Origin of the sequence: Micromonospora sp. GCM10011541 (assembly GCF_042650725.1) — a bacterium.
Lineage (GTDB): Bacteria > Actinomycetota > Actinomycetes > Mycobacteriales > Micromonosporaceae > Micromonospora > Micromonospora sicca.
Genome location: NZ_JBHSBP010000049.1, coordinates 214,941 through 230,524, shown reverse-complemented (window position 1 = coordinate 230,524; position 15,584 = coordinate 214,941). Strand labels below are relative to the sequence as shown.

15 protein-coding genes are annotated in these 15,584 nt (G+C 74.1%); 6 read left to right on the top strand and 9 right to left on the bottom strand.

Going from position 1 to position 15,584, the window contains the following annotated elements:
- Window positions 1-20: 20 nt before the first annotated feature.
- The gene (locus ACFOYX_RS18185; RefSeq protein WP_375373503.1) at window positions 21-1,232 is read right to left on the bottom strand and encodes a DUF4032 domain-containing protein; all 1,212 of its coding nucleotides are present in this window, start codon (window positions 1,230-1,232) and stop codon (window positions 21-23) included.
- Between the two features lie 140 nt (window positions 1,233-1,372).
- Between ACFOYX_RS18185 and ACFOYX_RS18180 the strand changes: the two genes are divergently transcribed.
- Entirely contained in the window at window positions 1,373-2,104 is a 732-nt protein-coding gene (locus ACFOYX_RS18180; protein ID WP_322442328.1) for a phosphatase PAP2 family protein, read from the top strand.
- Between the two features lie 9 nt (window positions 2,105-2,113).
- Complete coding sequence (locus tag ACFOYX_RS18175; RefSeq protein ID WP_322442313.1) at window positions 2,114-3,358, top strand: APC family permease; 1,245 nt, start codon at window positions 2,114-2,116, stop codon at window positions 3,356-3,358.
- Between the two features lie 7 nt (window positions 3,359-3,365).
- Here ACFOYX_RS18175 and ACFOYX_RS18170 read toward each other — a convergent pair whose 3' ends face one another.
- Window positions 3,366-5,150, bottom strand: a complete 1,785-nt coding sequence (locus ACFOYX_RS18170; RefSeq protein ID WP_377534156.1) for a potassium channel family protein — start codon at window positions 5,148-5,150, stop codon at window positions 3,366-3,368.
- An 86-nt stretch (window positions 5,151-5,236) separates the two neighbouring features.
- Here ACFOYX_RS18170 and ACFOYX_RS18165 point away from each other — a divergent pair, with 86 nt between their 5' ends.
- The 3 genes from ACFOYX_RS18165 (at window position 5,237) to ACFOYX_RS18155 (ending at window position 8,040) form a co-directional block, all read left to right on the top strand.
- Window positions 5,237-5,728: an MSMEG_6728 family protein gene (locus ACFOYX_RS18165; protein WP_238453722.1), complete on the top strand. Its 492-nt coding sequence runs from the start codon at window positions 5,237-5,239 to the stop codon at window positions 5,726-5,728.
- A gap of 40 nt (window positions 5,729-5,768) precedes the next feature.
- The gene (locus tag ACFOYX_RS18160) at window positions 5,769-7,298 is read left to right on the top strand and encodes an FAD-dependent oxidoreductase (protein ID WP_322442312.1); all 1,530 of its coding nucleotides are present in this window, start codon (window positions 5,769-5,771) and stop codon (window positions 7,296-7,298) included.
- A gap of 298 nt (window positions 7,299-7,596) precedes the next feature.
- Complete coding sequence (locus ACFOYX_RS18155; protein WP_109800296.1) at window positions 7,597-8,040, top strand: HNH endonuclease; 444 nt, start codon at window positions 7,597-7,599, stop codon at window positions 8,038-8,040.
- A 283-nt stretch (window positions 8,041-8,323) separates the two neighbouring features.
- On the opposite strand, the gene ACFOYX_RS18150 is transcribed toward ACFOYX_RS18155, so the two are convergent.
- On the bottom strand, window positions 8,324-9,091 hold the full coding sequence (locus tag ACFOYX_RS18150) for an enoyl-CoA hydratase/isomerase family protein (protein WP_322442311.1): 768 nt from the start codon (window positions 9,089-9,091) through the stop codon (window positions 8,324-8,326).
- A gap of 121 nt (window positions 9,092-9,212) precedes the next feature.
- Window positions 9,213-11,615: a M4 family metallopeptidase gene (locus tag ACFOYX_RS18145; RefSeq protein WP_322442310.1), complete on the bottom strand. Its 2,403-nt coding sequence runs from the start codon at window positions 11,613-11,615 to the stop codon at window positions 9,213-9,215.
- 170 nt (window positions 11,616-11,785) lie between these two features.
- Here ACFOYX_RS18145 and ACFOYX_RS18140 point away from each other — a divergent pair, with 170 nt between their 5' ends.
- Window positions 11,786-12,334 (top strand): hypothetical protein, encoded by a 549-nt coding sequence (locus ACFOYX_RS18140; protein WP_322442309.1) that lies wholly within the window; start codon window positions 11,786-11,788, stop codon window positions 12,332-12,334.
- 18 nt (window positions 12,335-12,352) lie between these two features.
- Here the strand turns inward: ACFOYX_RS18140 and ACFOYX_RS18135 are convergent, their stop codons facing one another.
- From ACFOYX_RS18135 to ACFOYX_RS18115, 5 genes are all read right to left on the bottom strand, one after another.
- Window positions 12,353-12,967, bottom strand: a complete 615-nt coding sequence (locus tag ACFOYX_RS18135) for a histidine phosphatase family protein (RefSeq protein WP_322442308.1) — start codon at window positions 12,965-12,967, stop codon at window positions 12,353-12,355.
- A 61-nt stretch (window positions 12,968-13,028) separates the two neighbouring features.
- Window positions 13,029-13,688 carry a DUF998 domain-containing protein gene (locus ACFOYX_RS18130; protein ID WP_322442307.1) on the bottom strand — a complete coding sequence of 220 codons (660 nt, stop codon included), beginning with the start codon at window positions 13,686-13,688 and terminating at the stop codon, window positions 13,029-13,031.
- 11 nt (window positions 13,689-13,699) lie between these two features.
- A complete protein-coding gene (locus tag ACFOYX_RS18125) occupies window positions 13,700-14,119 on the bottom strand; it encodes a VOC family protein (protein WP_109804561.1) in 420 nt (139 codons plus the stop codon).
- Between the two features lie 78 nt (window positions 14,120-14,197).
- Complete coding sequence (locus ACFOYX_RS18120) at window positions 14,198-14,602, bottom strand: AraC family transcriptional regulator (RefSeq protein WP_322442306.1); 405 nt, start codon at window positions 14,600-14,602, stop codon at window positions 14,198-14,200.
- Window positions 14,603-14,638: 36 nt separating this feature from the next.
- Window positions 14,639-15,508, bottom strand: coding sequence for a sigma-70 family RNA polymerase sigma factor (locus tag ACFOYX_RS18115; protein ID WP_322442305.1), 870 nt, complete (start codon window positions 15,506-15,508; stop codon window positions 14,639-14,641).
- Window positions 15,509-15,584: the final 76 nt, after the last annotated feature.

The following is a 15,584-nucleotide window of genomic DNA, read 5'->3' as shown; positions in this document are numbered from 1 at the left end:
CTGGTCGCCGCGGGCGCGCGTCAGCCGGCGGCGGGGACCTCGACGCCGAGGACGGCCTGCTCGTCCGGGCGGTGCACCAGCACATCGGACAGGAAGGACTGCACCGCCGGGCCCATGCCGACGTCCCGGCCGGCCCGCTCGGAGAGCAGCCACTTGTGCTCGATGATCTGCGCGAAGAGCTCCTGCGGCTCCAGCTTCCGGCGCAGGTGGGCGGGCACCGCCCGGACCACGGGCTCGAAGACCTCGGTGAGCCAGCGGTGCGCCGCCTGCTGCTCGTCGGTCAGGTCGCTCTCCACCCGGTACGCGTCCAGGTCGTTGAGGAGCTTGCGGGCCTGGTTCTCCTCCGCGTCCAGGCCGGTCAGGCGGATCAGCCGCCGGGTGTGGTACCCGGCGTCGACCACCTTGGGACGGACCAGGTAGCGCCCGTTGTCGGCGGTCGACATGGCCACCTCGGCGACGTCGAAGCCCAGCTCGTTGAGGCGGCGGATCCGGCCCTCGATGTCGTGCCGGGCCTCCCGCTCGATCTGCTGCTCGTAGGTGATCTCGTGCCACAGCCGCTCGTAGCGCTGGACGACCTCGTCGCAGACCACCTCCGGGTCGATCGACTCGTGCAGCAGCCCGGCGGCCTCGAGGTCGAGGGCCTCACCGAAGATGTTCACCCGGGCGATCTCCAGGTCCTCACCGCGCTGACCGTTCGAGAGCGAGCTGTGCAGGGCGCCGGTCTCGGCGTCGACGAGGTACGCGGCGAACGCGCCGGCGTCCCGGCGGAACAGCGTGTTGGACAGCGAACAGTCGCCCCAGAAGAAGCCGGTCAGGTGCATCCGGACCAGCAGCACCGCCAGCGCGTCGAGCAGCCGGTTCATCGTCTCCGGCCGCAGGGTGCGGGAGAACAGCGCCCGGTAGGGCAGCGAGAACTGCAGGTGCCGGGTGATCAGCACCGGGTCCAGCGGCTCGCCGTCGTCGGTCTGCCGGTCGGCCACGATCGCGATCGCCTCGACCGACGGGAAGTCGATCCGTTCCAGCGCGCGGAGCAGGTCGTACTCCCGCTCGGCCACCCGCTCGCCGGTCTCCTTCACCGCGTAGACGTACTCGCCGAGGCGGACGAAGCGCACGATGTGCCGCGAGATGCCCTGGGGCAGCGCGACCAGGTGCTCGGCAGGCCACTCCTCGAGCGGGGTCGACCAGGGGAGGTCGAGCAGCGCCGGGTCGACGAGGGCCGAGGTGATCCGCACGGGGACAAGTGTGCCGCCCGCCCCGCCCGAGCGCTTCCCTTCGTGGCTGGGCACACAGCCACCGACGCCCGCGCCGGTCCGGCGCCGTCCGCGGCCGGTAGCGTGGTCGCGTGCGGGAGACCACGGGGGTACGCGGCCAGGTGCGGCTCCGACCGGTCCGGCCGGCCGGTTGGTGGTGGGACGCGCTGCTGCTCGCCGCCCTGGTCGGGCTGACCGTCGCGCTCGCCGCCGGCCAGTTCCTCGGCCTCGACCGGGCGGTCGCCGACTGGGCTGACGCGCACCGGCCGGCGGCGGCGTATCGGATGGCGCGGGTGCTCAACTATCTCGGCCAGGGGACGCCGCTGACCCTGCTCGCGGCGGGGCTCGGCGTGCTGGTGGCCGTCCGCCTCCGGTCGATCCGGCCGGTGCTACCGCCGGTGGCGGCGTTCGTGCTGACGGTCCTGACCATCGGGCCGCTGAAGCTCTGGTCCGACCGGGCCGCACCCACCGCCAGCGTCAAGCCGCCCTACCTGCCGGAACCGGACACCGTCCAGATCTTCCACACCGACGGCCCGTACGGGGTGTCCTACCCGTCGGGGCACGTGGCCAACTCGATCGTCTGGTACGGGATCCTTGCCCTGCTGCTTCCCGCGCTGCTGCGCACCCTGCACCGCCCTGTACCGGACCACCTGATCACCGCGGTCCGCGTGCTGCCGCCGGTGATCGTGTTCTGCACCACCACCTACCTGGGTTGGCACTGGCTGACCGACTCGGTCGCCGGGCTGCTGCTCGGGCTCCTGCTGGACCGGCTGCTGCGCCGGGCGCCCTGGGACCACCTTCCGCTGCCCGGCCGGTTACGCACCTGGGACCGCCCGTTCACCTCGGTCCCCTAACCTGCGCCCATGGACGGACTGAGGCGGCGACTGGGCGTACCCGATGCGGTGGTCATCGGTCTGGGGTCGATGCTCGGCGCGGGCATCTTCGTGGTCTTCGCCCCGGCCGCCGCGGCGGCCGGCGGCGCCGGGCTGCTGGTCGCCCTGGCGCTGGCCGGCTTCATCGCCTGGTGCAACGCGACCAGCTCGGCCCGGCTGGCCGCCCGCTACCCCGAATCCGGGGGGACGTACGTCTACGGCCGGGAACGGCTGCGCCCGTTCGCCGGCTTCGTGGCTGGCTGGGGGTTCGTGGTCGGCAAGACGGCGAGCTGCGCGGCGATGGCGCTGACCATCGGGGCATACCTGTGGCCGGGGCGGGCGCGGCTCGTCGCGGTCGCCGCGGTGGTGGCGGTGACCGCGGTGAACCTGCGCGGCATCGGCAAGACCGCGGCGGTGACCCGGGCCCTGGTCGGCCTCGTGCTGGCGGTGCTCGCCCTGGTCGCGGTGACCGGCGCGCCGCACGTCGCGGTGGACCGCCTGGACGGCTCCGCCGGCACCGGGGTGCCGGGCGTGCTGACCGCCGCCGGCCTGCTCTTCTTCGCCTTCGCCGGGTACGCCCGGATCGCCACCCTCGGCGAGGAGGTACGCGACCCGGAGCGGACCATCCCCCGCGCGGTGCCGCTGGCGCTCGGTGTCGTGCTGGCGATCTACCTGGCGCTGGCCGTGGTCGCGCTCGGGGTGCTCGGTGCGGGGCGGCTGGCCGCCTCCGCCGCGCCGCTGGCCGACGTGGTGACGGCCGCCGGGCTGCCCGGACTGGCCTGGCTGGTCCGGGCCGGCGCCACGGTGGCGGTGACCGGGGTGCTGCTCTCCCTGCTCGCCGGGGTGGGCCGGACGACGCTGGCGATGGCCCGCCGCCGCGACCTGCCCGCCGCGCTCGCCGCCGTCCACCCTCGCCACCGGGTGCCGCACCGCGCCGAACTGGCCGTCGCCGCCGTGGTGATCGTGGTGGTCGCGCTGGGCGACGTGCGCGGCGCGATCGGCTTCTCCAGCTGCACGGTGCTGGTCTACTACGCGATCGCCAACGCCGCCGCGCTCACCCTCGGCCGGGAGCCGGGCCGCAAGGTCCCGGTGCAGCTCCTCGCCGCCCTGGGGCTGGTCGGCTGCCTGGTGCTGGCGGTCAGCCTCCCGCCGGCCAGCGTGCTCGCCGGATTCGGCGTCCTCGCCCTCGGCGCCGCCTGGTACGCCCTCCGCCACGCCCGCGCCCCGCGCGCCTGACCCGGGCTCACTCGTCGGGCTGCCGCGGGACCGGCGCGCCCGCCGGGGCCGGCTCCGGAGGCGGGGCGGTCTCGCGGAGCAGCGCGCTCAGCCCGGCCCGCCGGGCCACCACCGTCAGCCGGTCCCCCGCGGAGATCACCATCCGGGGATCGGCGGTCCAGTCGGTCTTCTGCCCGTTCCGGGTGTGCGCGAGCAGGCGTACCTCGCCGGGGCGGGCCACCGCGGCGAGCGGGCGACCGTCCAGCGCGGAGCCGGCGACCACGGGCACCTCGGTGACCAGCAGCGCGTGCCGGCCGACGGGGATGGTGGCGATCACCGCCCGGTCCAGCAGGGCCGCCGCGAACGAGGGCGCGGCCAGGTACGACACGCTGCGCGAGATGCCGATGCCGAACGCCCTCTGGATCCGTTCGGCGAAGTCGCCGTCGAAGAGCCGGAGCACCACGCGCAGTTCGGCGCTGAGCGCCCGGCCGTTCAGCGCGGCGCGCAGGTTGGTCCCGTCGTCGGTGGAGACCACGACGAGCGCCTGGCAGGTGTCGACGGAGGCCGCCCGGAGGGTCTCCTCCAGCCCCGCGTCGCCGACGACCAGCGGCACGCCGAGCCGGTGCGCGAGGGCCCCGCCGCGGGCGTCGGGGACCTTGTCGATGGCCACCACCTCGACCCCGAAGTCGTGCAGCTGGGCCATCACCCGGGTGCCGATGTTGCCGAGCCCGACCACCACCACGTGCCCGGAGCGGTCCGGCTGGATCCGGCCGGCGTGCAGGGCCAGCCGGGCGTTGACGATGCCGTCCACCACCACCGCGGTGATCAACGGGATCAGCGCCAGCCCGGCGAGGTTGAGCACCACCTGCATGATCTGCGCGGCGGCCGGCTTGCCGACGTCCGGGTCCTGCCCGCTCAGCGTGGTGACCAGCGTCAGGTAGAGCGCCTCCGTCCAGCTCACGTCCACCGCGCGGCCGTTGAGCCAGCCGAGCAGGGCGATCACCGCCAGCAGCAGCATCACCGCGACGCCGATCTTGCGGGTGGCGAAGCTGCGGACCGCGCGGAGCAGCACCGCGACGGGCTGGCGCCGGCGCCGGGCCCGGACCAGCCGGCGGGCGGCGAGTTCGGTGCCCGGCGGCTGCCCGGTCGCCTCGGCCAGTACCACGTCGGCCGCCGCCTCGTCCGCCGGGAGGACCCGCACCAGGTCGGGGTCGGTGGTGACGGCCAGGCCGCAGACCACGTCCTCGGTGCGTACGTCGGCGCGCCGGGCCACGTAGAGGGTGCGCCCGGCGTGCCGGAAGTGGGTGGGGGCGAGTTCGCCGAGCGCGGCGGCCACGAAGGCCGGGGCGGCCATGGAGGCGTCGGAGAGCACCGCCGAGTCGGGGAAGATCTGCCGTACGCCGTTGGCGAGGCTGGTGTTGAACATCCGTACCACCAGCCGCAGCCGCGGCTCGACCTCCTGGGCGCAGAGCGCGGCGTGCATGTTGCCCACGTCGTCCTGATGCAGCAGGGCCAGCCCGGCCGCGCCGGCCAGCCCGGCCCGGCGGAAGGCCGTCTCGTCCAGCCGGTCGGCCCGGATCACCTGGACGCCCTCGATGTCGCGGCCGTCCGGCCCGTCGGAGCGGCGCCGCTCGGGCACCACCAGGGTGACCCGGACCCGCCCGGCGGGCGACTCGGTGGCGAGCAGTGACCTGACCACCCAGTAGGCGAGCGGGTCGGAGCCGCAGACCACGTAGTGCGGACGGTCGTCGCCGTTCATCCGGAGCCGCCAGCCGGTCGCGCGGCGGGCGCGGTCGCGCAGGGGCTCGGCCATGCCCGGATGGTAGTCAACCGCTCGCAGCGCGCGCAGCCCCGCGATCATGAAGGAATGGCGTACCCCGGGACGGGTAGAGCAGCGGCATGCAGACGTTCCTCCCGTACCCGGATTTCCTGGCCAGCGCCCGGACGCTGGACGTCAAGCGGCTGGGCAAGCAGCGGGTGGAGACGATCCAGGTGCTGCGCGGGCTGACCCGCCCGGACTACGGCTGGCGCAACCACCCGGCGGTGAAGATGTGGGCCGGCTACGAGGAGGCGCTCACCCGGTACGGCCTGGACATGTGCGCGGTCTGGTGCGAGCCGGGCCGGGCGGACACCTGCGCCGGCACCATGGTCACCGACCTCGCCACCGCCTGCGGCGTCACCACCGTCCGCACCCAGGCGGAGCTGGCCGAGGCCGGCGAGCTGCCGCCCTGGCTGGGCCGCGCCGACCTGCACCTGAGCCACCGCTCCTCGCTGCTGCGCAAGGACCCCGCGCACTACGCCCCGCGGTTCGGCGAGATCCCGCTCGACCTGGAGTACGTCTGGCCGGCCTCGGACCGCGAGCGGCGCTGTCTGCTGCCGCCGGAGGCGTGACCGGGCAGACTGGACACACGCCGCCGTCGAAGAGGTGCCCATGCCATTGTCGCAAGTGGTCGGCCGGCTCATCGGCGTACGCGAGCACGTGGTCGACCCGGGCGGCGGCGGCGCGTCCCGCGTGCCGCGCCCGACGACGGCGGTGGTGGTCGGTGGCGGGATCGCCGGCATGTCGGCGGCGGTGGTGCTGGTCGAGCGCGGGGTGAAGGTGACGGTGCTGGAGGCCGCGCCGACTCTGGGCGGTCGGCTGGGCGCCTGGCCGGAGGCCCTGGCGGACGGGACGCAGCGCAACGAGCACGGCTTCCACGCGGTCTTCCGGCAGTACTACAACTGGCGGTCCATCCTCCGCCGGGTCGACCCGGGCCTGGGCTTCCTCAGGCCGGTCCCCGGTTACCCCATCCTGAGCGAGCAGTGGCCCACCGAGGAGTTCGGCAGGCTGCCGCCGGCCCCGCCGGCGAACCTGCTCGCCCTGCTGCTGCGCAGTCCGAGCCTGCGCCTGGCCGACCTGCGCGCGATGGACCGGGACGCCGCGCTGCCGCTGCTCAGCTACGACCCGGTGCGCACCTACGCCGAGTTCGACCGGATGACGGCGGACGAACTGCTCGCCTCGCTGCGGCTGCCGGACCGGGCGCGGGCGATGCTCTTCGAGGTCTTCTCGCACTCGTTCTTCAACCACGAGGCGGAGATGTCGGCCGCCGAGATGATCGCCCAGTTCCACTTCTATCTGCTCGGCAACCCGGAGGGGCTGGCCTTCGACTGCCCGGACGAGGACTACGCCACGGCGATCTGGGAGCCGCTGACCCGGCACGTCGAGAAGCACGGCGGGCGGGTGGTCACCGGCGTCGCCGCCGCCCGACTGGACCGGCAGCCCGGGGGCTGGCGGGTGACCGCCGCGGACGGCTCGTCGTACCCCGCCGGGCACGTGGTGCTCGCCGTCGACCCGCCCGCGCTCGCCGCGCTGGTCGCGGGCTCCCCCGGCCTGACCGCGGCGGCGCCGCAGCTGGTGGCGCGGATGCCCGCCTTCGGCCCGCCCGGTCCGCCGTACGCGGTGGCGCGCTACTGGATGGACGGGGACGTCCACCCGGACCGGGCGGTGTTCAGCGGGGTGTCCCGGCAGCCCACGCTGGACTCGGTGACCCTCTACCACCGGCTGGAGCACGAGCCGCGCCGCTGGGCGGAGCGCACCGGCGGCTCGGTCGTCGAACTGCACGCGTACGCCTGCGAGCCGGACGTGCCGGCCGACGAGCTGGCCGAGCGGATGCGGGTGGAGCTGACCCGGCTCTGGCCGGAGGCGGCCGGCCTGCGGGTCCGGGAGCTGCGTGCCCGGGTCGAGGCGCAGGCGCCCGCGTTCACCCCGGGCGGTCATGCCCAGCGGCCCGGGGTACGCACCGACGCGGCCGGTCTCTACCTGGCCGGCGACGGCATCCGGACGGACTTCCCGAGCGCGTTGATGGAACGCTCGGCGGCCACCGGGATCATCGCCGCGAACCACATCCTGCGCTCCGAGGGCGGCGCGGCCGAGCCGGTCCGCTCGATCCGCCCCCGCGGCCTGCTCGCCGGCCGGCGCTGACCCGGAGCCACCGCCGGCCGGCCGACGGCGGATCGAAATGCGTTGCCCGCCGCACCGGTGCGGATCTACCGTGACCGGGCAAGGTCAACCACCGCTCCGGGAGCCGTCGATGTCGAAGCCGCACGTCACCACCGTGCCGTCGTGGCTGCCCAGCGACGGTTGCCGAGCGGAAGGTCCGATCGTCGGGTGGCCCGACTGACGCGTGCCCGCACGCGTGCCCGCCGCCCGTCCGATCGCCGGACCGGGCGGCTTTTCGCTGTCCGGACCGCCTACCACCGTCGTGAGAAGGGAGTGCCCGGTGGACGCCGTCCTCGTCGTCAACGCCGACCTCGGCCCGCTGCACCGGGTCACCGTCCAGCACGCGATCCGGATGCTCTGCCGGCGGGTCGCCGAGATCCACGAGGCCGAGCCGGACCAGCTGATCGGGGTCTTCCCGCTGCCCCGGGTGGTCCGCCTGGTCCGGTACGTGGTCACCCGCTGGCGGTTCAGCGCCGGCCCGGCCTGGTCCCGGGCGGGGGTGCTGCGCCGCGACGGCCGGCGCTGCGCGTACTGCGACGACCCGGCCAGCACCATCGACCACATCCTGCCCCGCTCGCGCGGCGGCCGGAACACCTGGAAGAACACCACCGCCGCCTGTTACGAGTGCAACCAGCGCAAGGGCGACCGGACCCCGGCCGAGGCGGGCATGCCGCTGCGGCGGGAACCGGTGACGCCGAGCTGGGCGGCGCTCGCCGGGCGGTGACGGACCGGCCGGCGGGCACAGGGGGCCGCGTCGGGGGTACGCCCCCGGCGCGGCGCCCGCCGGCCCTCGGCCCGCCACTGCGGCGGGCCCACGTTGGCGGACCCACGGCGGCCTGTCGAACTCCGCCCCCGGCCCACGGGCACCCGCCCCGCGGGCACATGACGCTCAGGCATATCGCTCAGTAACCACCCTGCCTCGGCGCGCCCGAGATGCCGGACGGTGGAAGGGACCGGGCACCGGCGAGGGCGAGCGGCAGCGCCGACGCGAGGCTGAGCCGCGAGGGTCAGCGGTCGGCGGGCGGCGCCCAGCCGAAGCGGGCCGGCCGGCGCTCGTTGGCCGCCGCAACCCCCTCGCGGGCCTCGCCGCTGGCCCGGACCTGCCCGTGCCACCAGGCGATCCGTTCCTCGTCGGCCCGGTCGTCGACGATCTCCTTGGCCGCCGCGACGGTCAGCCGGGAGCGCTGCGCGATGGCGGCGGTGAGCGCCGCGACCCGGGCTGCGAGGGCGTCGGGCGGCAGCACCTCGTTGACCAGGCCGACCCGCAGCGCCCGCTCGGCGTCGATCAGCTCGCTGGTGAAGAGGAGGTGCTTGGCGGCCGACGGCCCGACCAGCCGGGCCAGCCGGCGGGTGGTCGGCGCGGGATAGACCAGCCCCAACCGCGCCGGAGGTACGGCGAACCGGGCGTCGGTGGCGGCGATCCGCAGGTCACAGGCGACCGCGAGCTGGCAGCCACCGCCGACGCAGGCGCCCTGGATCCCGGCCACCGTCGGCTTGGCGAGGGTGGCCAGCCGCTCCTCGGCGGCGACCGCGATGCTGGCGTCCCCGGCGTCCAGCAGCTCGTCCAGGTCGCCGAGGTCGGCCCCGGCGCAGAACGTGCCGTCGGCGCCGGTGAGCACCAGCGCGTGCACCGCCGGGTCCGCCTCCAGCCCGTCCAGCAGCACCGGGAGCTGACGCCACATCGCCGCGGTCATCGCGTTGCGCCGGGCCGGGTTCCGGATCACCACCGTCGCCACCGGGCCGGTCACCTCGACGGTCAGCTCCGCGTCCGACATGTTCTCCCCCTCCGGGCCGACGGCGACCGGGGCCCGGCGACCGTCCGGCCGACCATAACGGCGCGGGCCCGACGACCACCCGCGTGGGGTGGCCGCCGGGCCCGCCGGGGCGACGGCTACGTCAGGAGACGTTGACCGCGGTGTCGTCCACCACGAAGGAGGTCTGGAGCGAGATGTCCTCCACGCCGGTGAACTTCAGGGTGACGGTCTGGCCGGCGTACGCCGCCAACGAGAACGACTTCTGGCTGTACCCGGCGGCCTTGTTCAGGTTCGAGTAGGTGGCCAGGGTCGCCAGCACCGTCCCGGACGAGTTGAGCACCTGCGCCCGCAGCGTGTCGTACGCCGTGCCGGTGGTGGTCTCGGCCGAGTCGATGTGCAGCCAGAAGCTGAAGTTGTAGCTCGTGCAGCCGGCCGGCAGGCTCACCGACTGGGAGAGCGTGTCGGTGTGGCTGGTGCCGTAGCCGTCCAGCCAGGCGTTCCAGGTGCCGCCGTGGGTCGGCTGGCCGCTGGAGCCGTACTGGCCGATGACGCCGGAGGTGGACGCCCACACCGTGTTGCCGGACTCGAAGCCGGGGTTGCCCAGCTTCTGCCCGGGACTGGTGCAGCCGCCGCCGGTGCCGTTGACGGTCAGCGTGTAGCTCGCCGAGTGGCTCACCGCGCCGGTACCGGTGACGGTCACGGTGTACGTGCCGGCCGGGGTGCTCGCCGAGGTGGCGATGGTGAGGGTGGCCGAGCCGCCCGAGGTCACCGAGGTCGGGTTGAACGACGCGCTGGCGCCGGTCGGCAGGCCGGACGCGGAGAACGTCACGGTCTGCGCGGTCCCGCTGGTGGTCGCGGTCGATACGGTGGTGGAGACGGAACCACCGGCGGTCACCGAGCCGGAGGTCGGCGAGAGCGCCACGGAGAAGTCGTTGCCGGTCGATGAGCAGGGCGCGTCGCTGCCGGCCACGTTCACCGCGGTCCACGCCGCCTGGACGGCCTTGTACTCGGTGGAGCAGTTGCCGTACAGGTCGGTCGCCGCCCGGAGGCTGTAGGCGCGGGCGGTGTTCGACGGGGTGGTGTTGTTGACGTACGCGGTGTTCGAGGTGAAGTAGACGTCGAGCGCGCGGAACCAGATCTTCTCCGCCTTGGCCCGTCCGATGCCGGTCACCGCCGGGGCGGAGCCGCAGACCGGCGAGGTGCCGTACGCGGTGGCGCCGGTGCCCTCGGCCAGGTTGAAGTAGAAGTGGTTGGCCGGACCGGACGAGTAGTGCACGTCCTTGTTCTTGGTGCTGGTCGACCAGCAGCTGTCGGACGAGCCGTCCAGCGACGGGTTGTACATGTAGCGCAGCGGCGTGCCGTTGCCGTTGATGTTGATCTTCTCGCCGATCTGGTAGTCGCCCGGGTCGGCGGTGGTGTTGGCGTAGAACTCGACCATCGTGCCGAAGATGTCGCTGGTGGCCTCGTTCAGGCCGCCGGACTCGCCGGAGTAGGTCAGGCCGCCGGGCACCACGTTCTCGGTCACGCCGTGGCTCATCTCGTGGCCGGCCACGTCGAGCGCCACCAGCGGACGGGAGTTGCTCGAGCCGTCGCCGTAGGTCATCTGGGAGCCGTCCCAGAAGGCGTTGACGTAGTTGCTGCCGTAGTGGACCCGGCTCGGCACGCCGGTGCCGTTGCCGAAGATGCCGTTGCGGCCGTGCACGTTCTTGTAGTAGTCGAAGGTCTTGGCGGCGCCGAAGTGGGCGTCGACCCCGGCGGACTGCCGGTTGGAGTTCGCGCCGGTGCCCCAGGTGTTGTCGGCGTCGGTGAAGGTGGTGCAGGTCAACGTGCCGTTGTTCATGTCGCAGGTGCGGCCGTTGCCGTGCGACGGATCGATCATCTGGTACGTGCTGCCGGAGAGCGTGGTGTCGATGCTGACGGTGCCGGAGTAGATGCTGTTGCCGGTGCCGGCGACCGTCTCGATCTCGTCGTACGAGCCGATCACCGCGCCGCTGGTGGCGTCGGTGATGACGTGCAGCTTCGACGGGGTCTGCTGGTCGGCCTGCCAGCCGGCGGCGACGGTCTCCCAGGCCAGCCGGCCCCGGCCGGAGCTGGCGTCGACGAAGAGCTCCGGGGCGCCGACGGAGGTGAGCGAGCCGGAGAAGGCCTTGCGTGCGCTCGCTCTGGCGGCGGCCGCGCCGACCTTGGCGGTGGTGCCCAGGGTCAGCGGCGCGGCGAGACCGACGGAGGTGCCGGCGTAGCTGCCGTCGGGGGCGGTGTGGATGACGAAGTCACCGCCGTACACGCGCAGGCCGTGGTAGGTCCGGGTGTACCTGGTGTGCGCGGCGCCGTTGGCATCCACCTTCGTACGGACCACCTGGTACGCCTCACCGCCGGCACCCTGCACGGTGCCGGGGTTGGCGCGCAGCAGGTTGTCCGCGCGGGCTGCGGCGGAGGATTCCGCGGCGGGGGCGCTGGGGGTTGCCGCGTGCGCCGTGGTGGCGACGCAGGTCAGCACGCCACTGGTGAGCAGAGCTGCGCCGACTGCGGCGAGGGGTCTTTTCACGGGCCCTCCTGACGGGGGAAAGTGTGACGGGGATAGTCACGCATGTAGATATAGCGATACATCGGGGAAAGGGGAAGAGGCCGAGCGCTTTCCTGCCGGGGACACTGGCCGTTCGGGTGAGGCGGCCCAGGTGACGGGAACCGGGCGGCACCCGCGCGCGTCCGACCGACATGAGATCGACCTCCGCCGCTGCGGCCGCCATCGCCGCCCTGCTCGCCGTCCTGGGCGGTTGCACGTCGACGGACCCGACCGTCGCCGGTCCCTCGTCCGCGGCCACCGACACGCCGACCGCCGCGGCCTCCCCCACCACCGCGACCCCGGCCACCCCGACGACCCCGGCCAGACCGACGACCACCGCCCCGCGCACCCCGGACGCCGCCGCCCGGGTGGTGCTGGTCCGCACCGGCGGCATCGCCGGCACGCGGGAGACGCTGACCGTCGAGCCCGACGGCCGCTGGACCAGGGTGGACCGCGCCGGCGGCACCCGGAGCGGCCGGCTCGGTCCCGCCGACCTGGCGCGCCTGCGGAAGTTGACGGCCGACCCACGGCTGGCGACCGAGACGGCGGCCACCGCCGACCCCGGCGACTGCGCCGACGCCTTCGCCTACCGGCTCACCGTGGACACCCGGACCACCGGTTACGTGGACTGCGACGCCGGCCCCACCCGCCCGCCGGCCACGTCAGCGTTGGTGGACCTGCTCACCCGCGTCACCGCCTGACCTGCCTGGGCCGCGCGGTCAGACGACGTAGTCCGGTGGCAGGCCGGTGCCGCGCAGCTCGGGCGGCAGGTGGGCCACGTCGTTCAGGGCGATCAGGTTCGGCGGCCCGCCCGAGCCGTAGCGGATGACGGTGAGGCCGCAGTTGTGGTGGTTCAGGCCCAGCCAGCGCCGCTCCGGGGCGTCCAGCGCGTGCCGGACCAACCAGGCGATCAGGAAGTTGTGCGTGATCACCAGTTCGCGGACGTCCCCGTCCGCCGGGGGCCGCGCGAACCGGGCCACCGCCTCCGCCGTCCGGCGCGGCCCGTCCGTCCGCTCGCGCTGGTCGAAGCCGGCCAGGAAGGTCGCGTACGCCGGGGGCAGGGCGGCCCGGTCCGTGTCGTGCGGCAGGTGGTCTCCCACCATCTCCGCGGCGTGCACCGGCACGCCGGGCAGCACGGCGGCGACCAGCTCGGCGGTCTCGACGGCCCGGCGCAGCGGTCCGTGGTGGACGGCGTCGAACGGCCGCCCGCGCAGCCGCTCCCCCAGCAGGGTCGCCTGCCGCCGGCCCCGGTCGGAGAGCCCGATGTCCGGCGCCTCGTCCTCCGCCCGGTGCTGCTCACCGTGCCGGGCCAGGTAGAGCAACCGGCTCGCCATCCGTCACCTCACACTGATCGGGAGGCGCGAGCCTAGCCCGCGCCTCCCGATCGTGCCGGCCTCAGACGCTCCGACCGTGGTCCGCCCGCCACAGCATGCCGGTGACCCAGGCCCAGCCGATCGCCACGGCCAGGCCGAAGCCGACCATGGTCGGCGGCGCCGGCCGGACGATCAGGGCCACCCAGGCCGCCGCGAAGCAGACCCCGCTGGCCAGGCTGTACGCGGCCCAGCCGCGCTCGCCCCGCCGGGCCGCCCGACGGGCGGCGCCCAGCGCGGCGACGATCAGCGCGACGAAGCCGATCGCCGCCGCGAGGAAGTGCAGCCCGCCGTGCCAGCTGATCTGGCCGGGACCGCTCGGCGTACCGGCCGGGAAGCCGTCGGCCGGGTCGGCCCGGAAGATCCCGGCGAGCACCAGCCCGATCCCGTAGAGGGCGAGCAGCCTGGGCAGCCACCGGGTGCCGGTGTCCCGGCGCCCCAGTGCGGCGGCGGCGCCGAGCACGAGCAGCCCGCTGGCGAGGAAGGTGGTGATCTGCACCCACCCCAGGTCGCCGTTGCTCAGCACACTCACCGGGTGCCGGCGGAAGTCGAAGCCGTCCCGGGTGAGGCCCTGGACCAGCGCGGAGGCGGCGAAGAGCGGGCCGGCGAGGGCGCCGCCGGCCAGCAGCGCCCGGTCCCGGCCGACGGCGGCCGGACGTACCCGGAAGGGAACGGCCTGGGTCATCGGTCCGCTCCTCAGCCCTTCGGGTGCATCTGGCCGATGCGGATCATGTTGCCGAACGGGTCCCGGATGCCGAAGTCGATGCCGTACGGGCGCTCGGTCGGCTCGTCGTAGATGTCGACGCCCTTGGCCACCAGGTCCTCGTACGTCTTGCGGGCGTCGTCGGTGGTGAAGAAGAGCGAGCCGCCCGTCGCGCCCTTGCTCAGCATCTCCCGCACCTGCTCGGCGGTGGCCGGGTCGAGGGCCGGCGAGCCGGGCTTCTCCAGCAGGATCTCGTGCTCGGGGTCGCCGGGGACGTTGACCGTCAGCCAGCGCATGAAGCCGAGGTCCTGGTCGGTGTTGACCTCCAGGCCGAGCTTGCCGACGTAGAAGTCGAGGGCCTCGTCCTGGTCGAGGACGTAGATCTGGGAGCGGGAAATCGAGTTAATCGTCATGCCGACGACGCTAGACCCCGGCCTGACCTGGTGCTTATCCAAAACTGCTGAGCTGGCGATGCGTCGGCGCTGATCGGCTCAGCGGGCGGCACTCGGCCGCATCCACGCCTTCACGAAACAGCTCGGCACGGCGGCCACGCCGGCGGCCTTGCGCCTGCGGTATGCCGAGGGGGACTCGCCGACGATGTCGCGGAACGTGCGGCTGAAGGTGCCGAGGCTGCCGAACCCGATCGCGTAGCAGATCTCGGTGACCGGCCGGTCGGTCTGCACCAGCAGGTACATCGCCCGCTCGACCCGGCGGCGTTGCAGGTAGCGGTGCGGGGTCTCGCCGAAGGTGGCGCGGAAGGTCCGGATGAAGTGCGCCTCGGAGACGTGTGCGATCCGGGCCAGCGCCGGCACGTCGAGCGGCTCGGCGTACGACCGGTCCATGGCGTCCCGGGCGCGCAGCATCGCCCGGTTGGACACCTCCACGGCACGACTCATCGCCGCCAGGTTACCGCTCGAGCTGGGCGGCGCCGATCAGCCCACGACCACGTCGAGAGTGCGCAGCTGGTCCGGGTCGGCCACCACCTCGATGCCGATGATGCGGTCGGTGACGGTGAAGCTGATCGCGATGCGGGTACGGCCGTCGACGACCACGACGGCGCCGGGCGCCGCGTCGATGAACGCGGGCAGCGCGCCCTGGGCCCGCCCGGAGAAGAAATCCGCCACGACGGACGACCCGTGCACTGCGGCGGCGGAGGAGCCCAGCCGGGCGGCGACAGCGTCCGCGCGCATGACGACGTGCGGGTCGAGCAGGGTGAGCAGGTCCTCGAAACGGCCGTCCCGGGAGGCGGCGAGGAACGCCTCGACGATCCGGCGCTGACGGGCGGGGTCCGTCTCGGGCCCGGCCGAGCGGCTCTGCACCCGGCGGCGGGCCCGGCTGGCGATCTGCCGTACGGCGGCGGGGCTGCGGTCGACCACGGCGGCGATCTCCTCGAAGGAGACCGCGAACATGTCGTGCAGCACGAACACCAGCCGCTCGGTCGGGGCGAGGGTCCGCAGCACCACGTGGAGCGCCTGTCCGACCGACTCGGACAGCAGCGCCGCCTGCTCCGGATCGTCCGCGCCCGGGCCGGTCGTCGCCGGCTCGTCCCCGGTCACGTCGGCCGGTTGCTCGTGCCGAGCGGCGCTGGAGCGCAGCCGGTCCAGGCAGACCCGGCCGACCGTCGTGGTCAGCCAGCCGGGCAGGTTCTCGATGACGTCGACGTCGGCGCGGCTGAGCCGCAACCAGGTGTCCTGCACGGCGTCGTCGGCCTCGGCCCCGGAACCCAGCATCCGCTGGGCCACCGACCGGAGGCGGGGTCGCTGCTCTTCGAAGCGCCGGGCCAGCAGGTCGGTCTCGCCCATGGCCTTCCCCCCGGGACCAGCAAGTGATCGCCGTCACATCTGTCACACACCCATCCCGACCGTCGACATCCAGGCG

What these genes read in the sequence shown, in the direction of transcription:
- ACFOYX_RS18170 (WP_377534156.1), bottom strand. Translation starts at nt 5,150, where the DNA reads ATGGCCGAGCCCCTGCGCGACCGCGCCCGCCGCGCGACCGGCTGGCGG.
- ACFOYX_RS18165 (WP_238453722.1), top strand. Translation starts at nt 5,237, where the DNA reads ATGCAGACGTTCCTCCCGTACCCGGATTTCCTGGCCAGCGCCCGGACG.
- ACFOYX_RS18140 (WP_322442309.1), top strand. Translation starts at nt 11,786, where the DNA reads ATGAGATCGACCTCCGCCGCTGCGGCCGCCATCGCCGCCCTGCTCGCC.
- ACFOYX_RS18150 (WP_322442311.1), bottom strand. Translation starts at nt 9,091, where the DNA reads ATGTCGGACGCGGAGCTGACCGTCGAGGTGACCGGCCCGGTGGCGACG.
- ACFOYX_RS18115 (WP_322442305.1), bottom strand. Translation starts at nt 15,508, where the DNA reads ATGGGCGAGACCGACCTGCTGGCCCGGCGCTTCGAAGAGCAGCGACCC.
- ACFOYX_RS18125 (WP_109804561.1), bottom strand. Translation starts at nt 14,119, where the DNA reads ATGACGATTAACTCGATTTCCCGCTCCCAGATCTACGTCCTCGACCAG.
- ACFOYX_RS18130 (WP_322442307.1), bottom strand. Translation starts at nt 13,688, where the DNA reads ATGACCCAGGCCGTTCCCTTCCGGGTACGTCCGGCCGCCGTCGGCCGG.
- ACFOYX_RS18120 (WP_322442306.1), bottom strand. Translation starts at nt 14,602, where the DNA reads ATGAGTCGTGCCGTGGAGGTGTCCAACCGGGCGATGCTGCGCGCCCGG.
- ACFOYX_RS18175 (WP_322442313.1), top strand. Translation starts at nt 2,114, where the DNA reads ATGGACGGACTGAGGCGGCGACTGGGCGTACCCGATGCGGTGGTCATC.
- ACFOYX_RS18160 (WP_322442312.1), top strand. Translation starts at nt 5,769, where the DNA reads ATGCCATTGTCGCAAGTGGTCGGCCGGCTCATCGGCGTACGCGAGCAC.
- ACFOYX_RS18135 (WP_322442308.1), bottom strand. Translation starts at nt 12,967, where the DNA reads ATGGCGAGCCGGTTGCTCTACCTGGCCCGGCACGGTGAGCAGCACCGG.